This window comes from Streptomyces sp. GC420 (genome assembly GCF_009916105.1).
Classification (GTDB): Bacteria; Actinomycetota; Actinomycetes; order Streptomycetales; family Streptomycetaceae; genus Streptomyces.
In genome coordinates, this window is sequence record NZ_JAAAXQ010000241.1 from 1 (window position 1) to 12,849 (window position 12,849).

A 12,849-nucleotide genomic window follows, 5' to 3' on the forward strand; every position below is an offset into this window, starting at 1 on the left:
GCCGGGGGAGCCATGTCTCCGCCCGGTCGTTGGCACGGTGGCAGTGCTCGGTCCGGGGCCCGGTTTCGCCGAAGCGGAAGAGGCAGTCGCTCCCGAAGTTCTCGGTGCCCAGCCCGGTGAGTCCCCACCACACGGTGGTGAGGACGGCGGCGGCCGTCAGGGCACCGGTGACCCAGCCGCGTCCAGGGCTGTGGGACGGCGAAGTGTCCATGTCGTCGGTGTCCCCGGTGAGTTGCCGTTTCGTCCGGACTGGCCCGGCACGTCCTCCGCCGAGTGACCCGTCCCAACGCCGGTCCAGGGTGCCGCCCGGCGGGGTGGGGAACAAGGGGGCTGTGGGCGCGGGGAACAATGGGGGCCGTGAAGGACACGGTCGCGGTAGCGCTCATCACCTCCCTGTCCACGTTGACCGCCGCCGGGCTGGCCGGAGCGGTCTCGGCGTGGGCGACCGGCAGGCAACTGCGGCACCAGGCCGTCCTGGCCCGCGAGGAACGGGCCGAGCAACGGGCGGTGGCGCAAAGGGAGTTGCGGCGTGAGTCGTACGAACGGTTCCTCCGTGAGGCCGACGCCGCCTACCGGGTGCTGGACGAGGGGTGGTTCGCCGCCCCGTTCACGGAGACGGACCGGTGGGAGGCGGGGTTCGCCGCGCGGAGGACACTCGACGAGGCGTACATCCGGGTCCGGCTGGTCGGCCCGGAGAGCGTCGCCGAGCGGGCGGCGGAGATGGTGGGCAGCATCGGCGGGGAGTTCCGGCTGCACGCACATGTCGCGCGCTCCGGCCCGGGCACGGCCGACAGCGCCGCCGCCCTCGATCCCGGGGCCCGTGCCCGGGCGCTCCGTGCCCGGTACGCCAGCAGCGGGGAGTTCGTGACGGCGGCGCGCCGCGCGCTCGGCGGCGACCTTCCGGTGCCGCACGAAGCGAGCCCCGGCGGGAGAGCCGTCCCTCCGAGCGCCGTCCCTCCGAGCGCCGACGCCGAAGGGACCCGGGGCGGACCGTCCGCCGCCTGATCCCGCGCGATCCCGCGCGATCCGCCAGGAGGTGGCGCGGACCGCCGGGTCGGGGTCAGGCGCGGCAGAGGATCTCGCCGTGAGGGGTGCCGAACCAGCCGTCCTCGTGGTGGGCCCAGGCCCGCCAGGAGGACGCGATGTCCTCCAGGTCCGACGTCGTGGCATGGCCGCCGGCCACCGCCCGGGCGGCGTAGGCGGAGGCGACCGTACGGTCCGCCCACAGGCCGCACCACCAGTCACGCTCCTCGGGAGTGGCGAAGGTCCACATGCTGGACGTACAGGTGACGTCGGTGAATCCGGCGCGGCGGGCCCAGGACAGCAGACGCCGGCCGGCGTCCGGCTCGCCGCCGTTGGCGCGGGCGACCGTGCGGTACAGCTCCAGCCAGCGGTCCATGCCCGCGTCGGAGGGGAACCAGGTCATCGCGCCGTAGTCGGCGTCGCGTGCCGCGACGATCCCGCCGGGACGGCAGACGCGGCGCATCTCCCGCAGGGCGGCGACCGGGTCGCCGACGTGCTGGAGCACCTGGTGGGCGTGGACTACGTCGAAGGAGTCGTCGGGGAAGTCCAGCGCGTGCACGTCGGCGACCGTGAACTCGACGTTGTCCAGGCCGCGTTCGGCGGCCACGGCCGCCGCCTGCTCCAGCACGCCGGGCGCCGCGTCCACCGCGGTCACCCGGCCCGGCGCGACCAGTGCGGCCAGGTCCGCGGTGATCGTGCCGGGCCCGCAGCCGACGTCCAGGACGGTGAGCCCCGGGCGCAGTTCCCCGAGCAGGTAGGCGGCGGAGTTGGCGGCGGTGCGCCAGCGGTGGGACCGCAGCACCGACTCGTGGTGGCCGTGGGTGTAGACGGCCGTCTCCCCGGACACCGAACCGGACGTTGACCTGGACGTTGACCTGGACATGCTCCCGACTCCTTCTCCCGCGGGTGGACGCGGTACGGCCACACTAGACCGGACGTCCCGGATCGCGAGACCCCCGTCTCGCTATGCGGGCAGAAGCGGCCGGTACACGGTCAGTGCCTCATCCAGCTTGTCGACCAGCAACACGCCCGACGCGAGGGTGACTTCGCCGTCGTATGCGATCGGCGTACGCGGTGCGAGCCCGGTGATCCGAAGCTCACGCACCCGCACCGCCGCATGGAACGGGGAACGGCTCAGCGGACCGGCCGCGGCAGCCGCGAGCAGCCGTACCCCCGGTAGCCGCCCGCCGTGCACCACCCTCACGTCCAGGAGCCCGTCCGCCAGGTCCCAGCGGCGGCTCGGCGCCGGACCCACCCGCTGGTACAGGCAGTTGCCCGCGAACAGCAGCCACAGCGCCCGGCGCCGCCCCTCGATCTCCGCCTCCAGCGGCCCGCTCCCGCGCAGCACCCGCAGCGCCGCAAGCACTCCCGCGGGCCAGCCGCCGATCCGCGGCGACCAGCGCTCCCGCACCCGCACCAGTTCGGGATACACACCCAGGCTGAAGGTGTTGAGGAAGATCCCAGGCCGGGTGCCCGAGCCCGGCTCGGGGGTGAAGCGGCCCACGTCCACCTTCACCGCGTCCCCGGAGGCGAGTGCCCGGCAGGTGTCGTGCAGGTCGTCGAGACCGAGGTCGGACGCGAAGTGGTTCAGCGTGCCGCCGGGGAACACCGCGAGTGGCACGCCGTGCCTGATCGCCGCCTCGGCGGCCGCGTTCACCGTGCCGTCGCCGCCGCACACGCCGAGCGCCCGGCAGTTGGCGGCCGCCTTCTCCAACTCGGCGACCAGCGCCTCGCCCGAACGGCACTCCACCACCTCGGCCAGCGGCAGCGCGTCCCGCACCTGCGCCGCGCGCGCCGAACCGGCGGCCGAGTTGACCACCACCACGACGTCCTTGCCGCCGGGCAGACACGGCACCTCGGCGTGCGGCCGCCCGGGGGAGGGCATCTGGGAGCGGGTCGGCACCAGGCCCCGCACGGCGAAGGCCGCTCCCGCTCCAATGGCCATGCCCGCCATCACGTCGCTCGGGTAGTGCGCTCCGGTGTAGATCCGGGAGAACGCCACGGCCGCCGCGACCGGCGCCACGGCCGCGCCCCAGCCCTTCGACTCCAGCGCCACCCCGGTCGCGAAGGCCGCCGCGGAGGCCGAATGCCCCGAGGGGAAGGAAGTGGTGATGGGCTGCCGCTTCAGCTGCCGCATCAGCGGGACGTGATCGAGGACCGGCCGCGCCCGGCGCACCGAGCGCTTGCCCAGGGTGTTGACGGTCAGCGAGGCCAGCCCCAGCGACACCACGCCGCGGGCCGCGGCCCGCCGCGCCCGCGGGCTTCCGAGCACCGCCATGCCGGCCGCCGCGCCGAACCACAGCAGACCGTGGTTGGCGCTGTGGCTCAGCCGGGGCAGCATGGGGTGCGCCCCGGGCCAGTCACGGGTGGCCACCCTGTGGAACACCTTGCGGTCCCAGGCGCTCATCAGCTCCCGCAGGGAACGGGCGCCGGACAGTCTCGTGGTGCCTCTGAAGCCCGCCACGTCCGCCGGATCGAAGTCAGCAGTCATGGAACACGGTTACCCCACGCTGCCGGGGCGATCCACACCGCCCCCCCGCACGGCCCACGCGCGCACTGCCGAGTGACGCCCGGCTGCCCGCGCCACCCGGCAGTGCGCCGTCCCGGCAGGTCCGCCGCCCGTTCCCCGCGCGGCGCGCCCACGGCACGGGAACGGCGGTACCGCCCCGGCCGTGGCGTACTCGGGACCTCGGCGGGCGGTACCTCCGTCGGTCACGCCCGCGCGGAACTACCGTTCCTCAACAGAGCGGGAGTGAGTCCGCGCGCTGGCGCGCCCCGAACGGTCTTGGTCGCACTGGTCGTCCGCTTTCGCAAGCCGGGCGGCGACACGGATCGTGTCCGTGGTCCGAGCCGGGTGGGCGGAGTCCCTCACGACCCGGCCGTGTGAATGCGGCCGGAGGCGGCGGGGAGGCCCTGGACCGTCTCCCTGGTGGAGCAGGGGCCCCGCACTCCCCCGGCCACCGCCGGCGGTGCCCCCGGGCACCGCACCCGGCGCCCCAGATCGCACGCTCACGCCACCCCGACCGGCCCAGAATGCCGCAAGCCAGCGAGCCGGCCATCACACGATCGAGCCATAATCCGACCTCATTCACCCTCCCCGGCATGCAGTTGCCAACCCTCAGCGGAGCAGGGCACCGAGGCCGCCGACCGGGGCGTCGTCCGGGGCGGTCGCGTCCGGGGGCACCATGACCACCTCGGCGCCGTTCGCGACCGCCGAGCGCAGCAGGGCGTCGTCCGCCCGCGCCGGCGCCGGATGGGGCTCGCCGAGGTACAGCGCGTCGGTGCGGCGCACCGACAGCTGGTCGGGCTCGGCGCCCACCCACACCTCCCGGTACACGTCGGGGCCCTCCGGCTGCACGAACAGCTCCGCGATGCGGTGCCGGCGCGCCGCGTCCACCAGAGCGGGCACTCCCTCCGCGGCGCGCTGCCGCCCGTCCTGCGGCGCCCGGGCGGCACGGAAGCGGTCGAGCTCCCGGGCGGTCCGCTCGCGCGCGTGCTCGGCCCTGGCGCGCTCCACGTCCTCCTCCAGCAGCCGGCTGTCCGAGCGGGGGGAGCGGCCGCCGTGCGGGCTCTCCACGGTGTGCTCACGCAGCCGCGCGGGCAGCCGGTCGCGCACGGCGCGCACTTCGCGCGTGCTGCCGCACAGCACCACCAGTTCCGCCCCGGACTCCTCCTGGCAGTCCGCCAGCGCCTGCGCGATGTCCTCGGCGTTCCGCCGCTCGGACCAGTCCGCCGAGGGTGTCTTGCGCAGCGGCCACTGGGCGCCCCGCACCGTGCCCGCCGCCCGGCCGCCGGCCGGACCGCGCAACTCCATGTCGGCACCCCGCCGGTCGATGTAGGCGATCAGGCAGGACGGGTCCTCCTCGGTGCACTCCAGCAGCGGACCGGTGTGCGGCAGCACCGACCAGCTGGTCCGGTGCGGCCCCGGGGACCGGGAGAGCGGCAGGTTGAGCACGACCTCCCCGTCCATGGCGAACAGAGCGCGTCCCGGCGGCTCGGCACCCTGCGCCGAGGGCTCGGCCAGCGCGTCGTACACCGCCCGGCACGTCGGCTCGTCGGCGCCCTGGCCCGCGAGGCGGTGAAAGACCTCCAGCGCCTCCAGCGCCCGCTTGTCCGCCGTGGACTCCGAGTGCTCCGACGTGTCGAAGTACACCGCCGCCCATGGACCGGGCCTGTCGTAGAGCGGGCTGAGAAAGTCGAGCCGCATGTTCCCTCCCCTTCGGTCTCGCTCCGGGTAGTTCGTGCGGAGCGGGTACCCGGATGGTCGGCACCGACACGAACGGGGCACCGCACCGCCGTACGGGTGGCGCGCGGCACGCCGGACCGCCGGAGGACCGCCGACGAACCGGGAAGACAGCGACGCAAGGAGAGCGCCATGACGGGAGTGGACCCCGCGTCCCTCGACGACCAGCAACTCCTCAAGGAACTCGAGAGCATCCACAGGACGCGGCACGACACGCTGCTGTACGGCTCCTCGGACGCGCTCGCCGCCCACAACGCGCGGCTGGCGGAGCTGGAGGGCGAGTACCTGCGCCGCAATCCGCGCCGCCACGTCACCCGCGGCAGGACGCGCGAAGGCGCACGCGCGAGGGAAGAATGACCCCATGACACCACCCCTGCTGCGCAGGCACGCCGAGGCCCTCGACCTGTTCACCGAGCGGGTCCACACCGTCGGCCCCGACCAGTGGGACGCCCCGACACCCTGCACCGACTGGTCGGTGCGCGACCTCGTCAACCATCTCACCGCCGAACAGCTGTGGGTACCGCGCCTGGTCACCGAGGGCGCCACCGCCCAGGAGGTCGGCGACGCCCTGGACGGTGACGTCCTCGGCGACGACCCGGTGGACGCCTGGGACGCCGCCGCGGCCGGCTCCCGTGCGGCCTTCGGCGCTCCCGGGGCCCTCGGCCGCACCGTCCACCTCTCCTACGGCGACACCCCGGCCTCCGCCTACTGCGCGCAGATGACCAGCGACCTCGTCGTCCACGCCTGGGACCTGTCCCGGGGCATCGGCGCCGACGAGCGGCTCCCCGAGGACCTGGTGAACCTCGCGGTGCGGGAGATCACCCCGTACGCCGCCGAACTGGAGAAGAGCGGCCTCTTCGCGGCACCGGTCGAGCCTCCGCCGGGCGCCGACGTCCAGACGAAGCTGCTCAGTCTGCTGGGCCGCCGGGTCTAGGGGCCCTGGGCACCGCCCTGCCCGGTCCAGACACCGCCTCCAGACACCGCCTCCAGACACCGCCTCCAGACACCGCCCGACCCCGGTCCGGGTGCTCCGGGACCTGTCCGTCAGGTGCCCGGGCACCTGACACGGACCTCCCGCCCGGCTCGTGACGCCCGCTGTCCGGGGCGCGGATCCCGGGCGCGGACGGGACAGGGGCGCCGTGCGGGGCCTGCCCGGTGGACGGTCGCCGCCCGACTCCGCGCCGTGGGCGGGCCGAGCTCCGCACGGCAGGGCGACCGGTTCGGCTCCTCAGCCGCCCGCCCCGCCGCTGAACTCGTCGACCGCCGCCTCACAGAACGCCTTGAGGTCGTCCGGCTTGCGGCTGGTGACCAGGGTGTTGGGGCCCTTGCCGCACACGACGACCTGCTCGTCCACCCAGGTGCCGCCCGCGTTGCGGATGTCGGTGCGCAGGCTCGGCCAGGAGGTCAGCTCCCGCCCGCGCAGCACGTCCGCCTCCACGAGCGTCCACGGGGCGTGGCAGATCGCCGCCACCGGGCGGCCGGTCTCGAAGAAGGACTTGGCGAAGGCCACCGCCTTCCCGTTCATCCGCAGGAAGTCGGGGTTGGCGACACCGCCGGGCAGCACCAGGCCGTCGTAGTCGTCCACCGAGGCGTCCCCGACGGTCTCGTCCACCGGGAAGGTACCGGCCTTGTCGAGGTGGTTGAACGCCTGGATCTCTCCGCTCCTCGTCGACACGAGGCGGGGCGTGCCGCCCGCGTCGATCACGGCCTGCCAGGGCTCCGTGAGTTCGACCTGCTCGACGCCCTCGGGTGCCACCAGAAACGCGATACGCATGATCATGGTCCTTTGCGTGGTCGTGCCCGTACTGCACTCCCGCCCGTCCCGCCGGTGCCGCGCGGCCCGCGGGCGCCGGGCCTCCGGACCGGTGCGGGGCGCTCCCGGACCGGTCCCGGTAGGGGATGCGGGCTCCTCCCTGCCGCGCCTTTCCCCGTTCGGCACGTTCAGACGTGTCTGACGCGTCCGGTGCCGGCCGTGCCCGGCCAGCTGTCGGGTGCCGCCCTGCTGATGTCGGCCAGCGCCGACCCCGGATCCTGCGCCTCGGCCAGGTCGCCCAGACTCACCACACCCACGGCCCGGCCCTCCTCGACGACCGGTAGCCGCCGCACGGCGTGCCGCCGCATCAGGGTCACTGCGTCCGCCACCTCGTCACCCGGACCCACGCACACCGGGTCGGGGGTGCACACCGCCCGGGCGCTCACGGTGAGCGGGTCCACGCCGTCCGCGACGGCCCGTACGGTGATGTCGCGGTCGGTCAGTACGCCGAGCAGCACGCCGTCCCGCGCGACGAGCACATCGCCGACGTCCTGGGCGCGCATCAGCTGCGCGGCCTCCACCAGCGACGCGTCGGGGCGTACGGAGGCCACACCCGGAGTCATCACATCTCTCACGAACCGTGCCATCGCCGTCCGCCTTCCGGTGCCGGTCCCTTCTCGGCCTGTCGTGCTCGGTCGTCCGCCGCCGCCATCGATGCCCTCGCCGTCGTGACCGTCGTCGTCATCGGTCGTTGTCCGTCCGCCGTTGTCCGTCCACCCCGCCCGCAGTACCCGCGCCCGGGGGCCCCATGCCTGGGGGAGGTCCCGGTTTGAGGGCCGGCCGCAGGGGCACCCGCCGCAGCGGCCGAGTGGCCAGGGGAGTGAGAAGGCTTCGGGCGCGGGTCCACGGCGGTGGGCTCCGCCCGAAGCCCTGTCCCGCCGGGTTCCGCAGTCCCCGTCCCAGAGGGTTTGGAGACGTGCGACCGGGTGACCCGGGCATAGGTTCCCACGGAAGGACAGGCCATGGCGATATTCGCCGTGATCATGCCGATCGTGATGCTGTGCGTGGTTCTCGCGCTCGGCCGGTACGAGGAACTGCTCCTGCCACCTCTGAAGGAGGCGAGTGACCTTGACGAGCACGTCGAAGGTGTCGGCGCCGACGGACCACTCGGTGGGTGAACTGGTCGGGCGGGCGTCCGAGCAACTGTCCGCCCTGGTCCGCGAGGAGATCGCCCTGGCCAAGCTGGAACTGGCGGACAAGGGCAGGCACTACGGGCGCGGCGGCGGCCTCTTCGGGGGCGCCGGACTGCTGGCGGTCATCGCGCTGCAGGCTCTCGCGGCCACCGCGATCGCCGCGTTGTCCCTGGTGTGGCCGGTGTGGGCGGGCGCGCTGCTGGTGACGGGCGTCCTGGCGGCGCTGGCCGGACTGCTGGCGCTGCTGGGCCGGCGCGAGACCCGGCGGGCGGCTCCGCTCACGCCGGAGGCCACGGCGCGCAGTGTGCGGACCGACATCGAGACCATCAAGGAGAAGGCGCATCGATGACCAGACACCAGGACCCCACAAAAGCCGCTCGCGCCCGCGTCGAGGAGGCACGGGAACGGCTCGGCGAGACCGTCGGTGAACTCGCCGCCAAGACCGACGTCAAGGCACGGGCGCGGGAACGGGCCACGGAGGTGCGCACGCAGGTCAGGGCCCAGGTCCAGGACACCGCGTCGAAGACCGTGCACCTGGTGCAGGAGAAGACCCCGGAGCCGGTCCGCAAGGCCGCCGACACCGGCCGCCGGCACCCCGGCCTGCTGATCGCCGCGGGGACCGCCGTCCTGATGACCGCGATGCTGGTGAAGTCCTCCGCCGGCGGCGCCACGCGCACGCGCACGCACACGCGCACGCACACTCGCGCGCACTCCACGCGCCCGGGTCTGCGCCGGCAGGCGCACACGCACCGCCTCGGAAGGTGCCGCCACTGAGCCCTTCCGGGGATCTCACACCGTCCAGCCGCTGCGGTCCAGCGAGGAGGGGACCATCTTGAACGCGTGGGACGGCGGCGCGTAGTCGAGTTCCTGGACGTCGCCGGGGACGATGACGGCGGTCGGGGCACGCCGCGCGTATGCCGTGCGGATCGCCCGGTCCAGTACGTTCGGCAGTTGCTCGGGCACGTTCACCGTCTCGACGAAGTCGGAGGCGACGTCCTTGAACAGCGAGTGCAGGTCGACCTCCTGCTGGTAGGAGCCGCCCATCGCGGTGCGGTGCGTCTGCCCGACGATCGCCACCACCGGGACGTGGTCGAGTTTGGCGTCGTACAGGCCGTTGAGCAGGTGGATCGCGCCGGGCCCCGAGGTCGCCACGCACACGCCGAGCCGGCGCCCGAACTTCGCGTAGCCGACGGCCTGCAGTGCGGCCATCTCCTCGTGCCGCGACTGGACGAAGCGGGGACGGTTGTCGGCCCGGCCCCAGGCGGCGAGCAGCCCGTTGATCCCGTCACCCGGATAGCCGAATGCGTGTTCCACTCCCCAGTCCCGCAGCCGGGCGAGTATCTGGTCGGCGACTTTCGGGCTCATCGGACCTCCATGGCCTCGCGGACGATTGCGGCAACAGCTGTCCGGGTTACCTCCGGCCGGATCCGGAAACGTCGGGGTGTTTGCGCGTCGTGTCACCGGGCAGGCGACAAGACGTGCTTCGGACAGGAGGCACGTCCGTGGGAGCGGAAACACCGGCGCTCCGGACGTGCCTGTCCACTGCCGTTTTCCCGTTCTCCCTCGCTCCCACGGGTCCGCTGCAGTCCACACCCGGCGAAACCGTTCAGGGAGCTGCGAAGCATCATGCGTACTCAGGTACAGGCGAAGCACCCGCACAACGACGCGCCCGACACGGCGGCGGCCTTCCGAAGGCTTCAGGAACTCCCGGACGGACCCGGGCGCGACCGGCTCCGCCAGGAGATAGTGAGCGCCTGGCTGCCCATGGCGGACCGGCTGGCGGGCCGCTTCCGCAACCGCGGCGAGTCCATGGAGGACCTGCGGCAGGTGGCCGCCCTGGGCCTCGTCAAGGCCGTGGACCGGTACGACCCGGAGCGCGGGAACGCCTTCGAGAGCTATGCGGTGCCGACCATCGTCGGCGAGGTCAAGCGGCACTTCCGCGACCACATGTGGACCCTGCACGTGCCCCGCCGCGTCCAGGACCTGCGCAACCGTGTCAGGTCCGCCAAGCAGGAACTCGGGCAGCGGATCTCTGGGCGCGCACCCACCGTCGCCGAGATCGCCGCGCTCGCCGGCATGACCGAGGAGGAGGCGCTGTGCGGGCTGGAGGCGCTCGACAGTTTCACCGCGCTGTCCCTGGACGCCGAGCTGCCCGGCTCGGAGGACGGTTATTCGCTCAGCGACGCCCTCGGGGCGCCGGACCCGGCCCTCGACGTCGTCGTCGACCGCGAGGCCGTGAAACCCAGGCTCGCCAGGCTGCCCGAACGCGAGCGGGACATCCTGTACATGCGGTTCTTCCGCGACATGACCCAGAGTTCCATCGCCGACCAGCTCGGCATTTCGCAGATGCACGTCTCCCGGCTCATCAGCCGCTGCTGCACGCGGCTGCGCGAGGAGGTCATGCGCGAGGCGACCGCGGGCGAGACGCCCGTACGCGACACGCCCGTACGGCAGGGGTCCGGGCACGACGGGTCCGCACCGGACCGGGCCGTGCGGGAGAAGTCCGCGCGGGGCGGTGCGGCGCGCGCGGCCGGGCCGGTGTCCCCCCTCACGCCCGGCGCCGACGTCGCATAGCCAGCGCCACATGCCGGGACAGCACGTCCACCGTCCGGGCCTCGGCCAACGAGAAGGCCAGCCTGGCCCCCGTACGGAAAAGGGTCACCACACCCTGCACCGCACCGTTCGGCAACGTCAGCGGCACACACACCAGTGAGGTGACTCCCGCTCTCACCAGCACGGACGCCCCCGACGAGTCCCGGCCGAAGCCGTCCGGGTCCTCGGGCCGCACCTGGAGACCGCTCTTGCCGCTGCGCGCCGCCTCCACGGCCAGCGGACACTGCCCCGGGTCCTGGGCCGCGATCTCCTCGCGCAGCGCCCCGCGCGGCCCCAGCACCGTCTCGCGCACCAGTCGCTCCGCGCCGGAGTCCACCACCACCCAGTCCGCGAACCGCTCGTGCAGCACCGCCGCGGTACGCCGCAGCACCTCGTCACGGTCGCCCGCCGGGGCACCGAGCAGCGCCGTGGCCACCGCGTCCAGCAGGTCCATCTGCGCGGCATGACCGGTCGCCTCGGCGAGATCGGGCGCCGTCGCCCGTTCCACCGAGGCTGCAGCGGAGCCGGTGCGCGCGGCGCCCGGCTGGAGCACCAGCAGCACCGCGGTACGCGGCTCGGCGGGCGGACGCAGCGCCGTCATCGTGGCCCGCAGCGCGGCTTCGCTGTGCTGAACCCGCACCACCAGGCTCCGGTCGCCCTCGCCCCGGGCCACCGCGGCCGCCTGGGAACGGAACGCGGCCCGGTCGGCGTGGGCCAGCAGACCGGACAGCGGGCGCCCGGTCGCGTACCCGGCGCGCGCCCCGACCACCGTCGTCGCCGCGAAGTTCAGCCGGCGCACCACGGTCTCCCGGTCCATCAGCACCACCGGCAGCGGAAGCCGCTGGAACACCGCCCGCAGCAGCTGCTGCTCCTCGTTACCGTGTCCGGACCCGTCGGACAGTGAGGCGGCGACTCTGCGGAACTCCGGCAGCAGGGTCTCGGCGACGTGCTCCAGTTCGAACAGCGCCGCGTCGAGAACGGCGAGACGCTCCTCGGCCGGAAGCGACCTCGCGGTCTTCAGCTCCGCCACGCGGCGGGAGAAGTCGGCCAGTTCCTCGCGGAACTCATCCCTCTGCGTCATGCGGCAAACCTAACCGCTCCGGGATCACCCGGCGGGTGGGCGCGGCCTTCCGGGGCTAGGCTCGTGCGTGGGGCAGGCCCCGCGGGGCGGGCCCCGCCGGATACGCCCCGGCACGGCGTTGCGCGGCACGCCGCGTGCGGACCGGGCTCCTCCGGGTCCCGCGGTCCTCGTTTCGCGGCGGCGCGACCGGGCAGCCGGAGCGAGAGAGGAGGCATCCCAATGCCCTTGCCGGACACCGACGTCATGGGACCGGAAGCGGCACAGCCGGGACGCAGGCTCTCGGAACTCGCGGAGAAGGCCGTCCTGTGCAGCAGGGACTGCTGCGGGGCCGGCACCACCGTCTCCGGCGTCCGCGGCGACGACCGGGCGACCGCCGTCACCCATCCCGACCTCGCGAGCGTCGTCGCCGTACAGCTCCGGTCGGGTGACGGACCGATACCCGCCGCCCTGGACAGCGGCCTCCCCGTCGACGCCGAGGATCTGCTGAGCGACGAACGCTGGCCCGCCTACCGGGCGATCGCCCTGGAGACCGGCGTACGGTCCAGCGTCACCCTCCCCTTCACCCGCGGGGACCTCGCCGTCACCCTCAGCCTGTTCAGCTTCCGGCCCGGCGCCCTGCGCGACGTGGGCCACGGTCCCGTCCGGGTGCTGGGCGACTTCGCCGCGTCCTGCCTGGTCCGCGACCGCCACTACCGGGCCGCGCTCGCCGAGGTCGACCAGCTGGAGACCGCCCTGCGTTCCCGGCCCGTCGTGGACCAGGCCTGCGGCATCCTGATGCACCTGTGCGGCTGCGACGCCGACGAGGCGTTCGGCATCCTGCGCCGGATATCCCAGGGCACCAACCGCAAGCTCCACGAGGTGGCGGCCGGGGTGGTGCACAGCCGCGGCCGGGGTGTCGAGAGGGACTTCGCGGCGCTGAAGGCCTCCTGAGCCCGCGGGCCGCCCAGCCCCAGCCGCCTGCCGC

General features: G+C 73.9%; 14 protein-coding genes and 2 pseudogenes. 8 read left to right on the plus strand and 8 right to left on the minus strand.

Translation table 11 applies throughout. From position 1 onward, the window contains the following. On the minus strand, positions 1-211 hold a 211-nt coding region (locus GUY61_RS25420; RefSeq protein ID WP_166632572.1), incomplete at its 3' end, for a hypothetical protein. Between the two features lie 146 nt (positions 212-357). On the opposite strand from GUY61_RS25420, the gene GUY61_RS25425 reads away from it, so the two are divergent. Then, positions 358-1,005, plus strand: a complete 648-nt coding sequence (locus tag GUY61_RS25425) for a hypothetical protein (RefSeq protein WP_166632573.1) — start codon at positions 358-360, stop codon at positions 1,003-1,005. Between the two features lie 55 nt (positions 1,006-1,060). Here the strand turns inward: GUY61_RS25425 and GUY61_RS25430 are convergent, their stop codons facing one another. From GUY61_RS25430 to GUY61_RS25440, 3 genes are all read right to left on the minus strand, one after another. Next, entirely contained in the window at positions 1,061-1,906 is an 846-nt protein-coding gene (locus tag GUY61_RS25430; RefSeq protein WP_166632574.1) for a methyltransferase domain-containing protein, read from the minus strand. A gap of 81 nt (positions 1,907-1,987) precedes the next feature. Beyond that, on the minus strand, positions 1,988-3,430 hold the full coding sequence (locus tag GUY61_RS25435) for a bifunctional phosphatase PAP2/diacylglycerol kinase family protein (RefSeq protein WP_208106452.1): 1,443 nt from the start codon (positions 3,428-3,430) through the stop codon (positions 1,988-1,990). A gap of 711 nt (positions 3,431-4,141) precedes the next feature. After that, the gene (locus tag GUY61_RS25440) at positions 4,142-5,230 is read right to left on the minus strand and encodes a hypothetical protein (RefSeq protein WP_166632576.1); all 1,089 of its coding nucleotides are present in this window, start codon (positions 5,228-5,230) and stop codon (positions 4,142-4,144) included. 168 nt (positions 5,231-5,398) lie between these two features. Here GUY61_RS25440 and GUY61_RS25445 point away from each other — a divergent pair, with 168 nt between their 5' ends. Together GUY61_RS25445 and GUY61_RS25450 are read left to right on the plus strand one after the other, a co-directional pair. After that, entirely contained in the window at positions 5,399-5,623 is a 225-nt protein-coding gene (locus GUY61_RS25445; RefSeq protein WP_166632577.1) for a DUF6158 family protein, read from the plus strand. A gap of 4 nt (positions 5,624-5,627) precedes the next feature. After that, positions 5,628-6,200, plus strand: coding sequence for a TIGR03086 family metal-binding protein (locus GUY61_RS25450; protein ID WP_166632578.1), 573 nt, complete (start codon positions 5,628-5,630; stop codon positions 6,198-6,200). Between the two features lie 294 nt (positions 6,201-6,494). Here GUY61_RS25450 and GUY61_RS25455 read toward each other — a convergent pair whose 3' ends face one another. Next, positions 6,495-7,040 (minus strand): type 1 glutamine amidotransferase domain-containing protein, encoded by a 546-nt coding sequence (locus GUY61_RS25455; RefSeq protein ID WP_166632579.1) that lies wholly within the window; start codon positions 7,038-7,040, stop codon positions 6,495-6,497. Positions 7,041-7,207: 167 nt separating this feature from the next. After that, a complete protein-coding gene (locus GUY61_RS25460; RefSeq protein ID WP_166632580.1) occupies positions 7,208-7,666 on the minus strand; it encodes a CBS domain-containing protein in 459 nt (152 codons plus the stop codon). Positions 7,667-8,041: 375 nt separating this feature from the next. Between GUY61_RS25460 and GUY61_RS25465 the strand changes: the two genes are divergently transcribed. The 3 genes from GUY61_RS25465 to GUY61_RS41930 are packed head-to-tail and all read left to right on the plus strand — an operon-like array spanning position 8,042 to position 8,986. Beyond that, positions 8,042-8,197 carry a hypothetical protein gene (locus GUY61_RS25465; protein ID WP_166632581.1) on the plus strand — a complete coding sequence of 52 codons (156 nt, stop codon included), beginning with the start codon at positions 8,042-8,044 and terminating at the stop codon, positions 8,195-8,197. After that, positions 8,142-8,561 (plus strand): phage holin family protein, encoded by a 420-nt coding sequence (locus GUY61_RS25470; RefSeq protein WP_166632582.1) that lies wholly within the window; start codon positions 8,142-8,144, stop codon positions 8,559-8,561. The genes GUY61_RS25465 and GUY61_RS25470 overlap by 56 nt, the downstream gene beginning before the upstream one ends. Continuing rightward, positions 8,558-8,986 (plus strand): DUF3618 domain-containing protein, encoded by a 429-nt coding sequence (locus tag GUY61_RS41930; RefSeq protein WP_398956845.1) that lies wholly within the window; start codon positions 8,558-8,560, stop codon positions 8,984-8,986. The genes GUY61_RS25470 and GUY61_RS41930 overlap by 4 nt, the downstream gene beginning before the upstream one ends. Positions 8,987-9,007: 21 nt before the next feature. Here the strand turns inward: GUY61_RS41930 and GUY61_RS25480 are convergent. Then, positions 9,008-9,577 (minus strand): annotated as a pseudogene (locus GUY61_RS25480) (thiamine pyrophosphate-binding protein); the annotation flags it as partial. A 261-nt stretch (positions 9,578-9,838) separates the two neighbouring features. Here GUY61_RS25480 and GUY61_RS25485 point away from each other — a divergent pair. Beyond that, positions 9,839-10,624, plus strand: a pseudogene (locus GUY61_RS25485) (RNA polymerase sigma factor SigF); the annotation flags it as partial. Positions 10,625-10,760: 136 nt separating this feature from the next. Here GUY61_RS25485 and GUY61_RS25490 read toward each other — a convergent pair. After that, entirely contained in the window at positions 10,761-11,885 is a 1,125-nt protein-coding gene (locus GUY61_RS25490) for a PAS domain-containing protein (RefSeq protein WP_166632584.1), read from the minus strand. Positions 11,886-12,104: 219 nt separating this feature from the next. Here GUY61_RS25490 and GUY61_RS25495 point away from each other — a divergent pair, with 219 nt between their 5' ends. Further along, on the plus strand, positions 12,105-12,815 hold the full coding sequence (locus tag GUY61_RS25495) for an ANTAR domain-containing response regulator (RefSeq protein WP_166632585.1): 711 nt from the start codon (positions 12,105-12,107) through the stop codon (positions 12,813-12,815). Positions 12,816-12,849 lie beyond the last annotated feature (34 nt).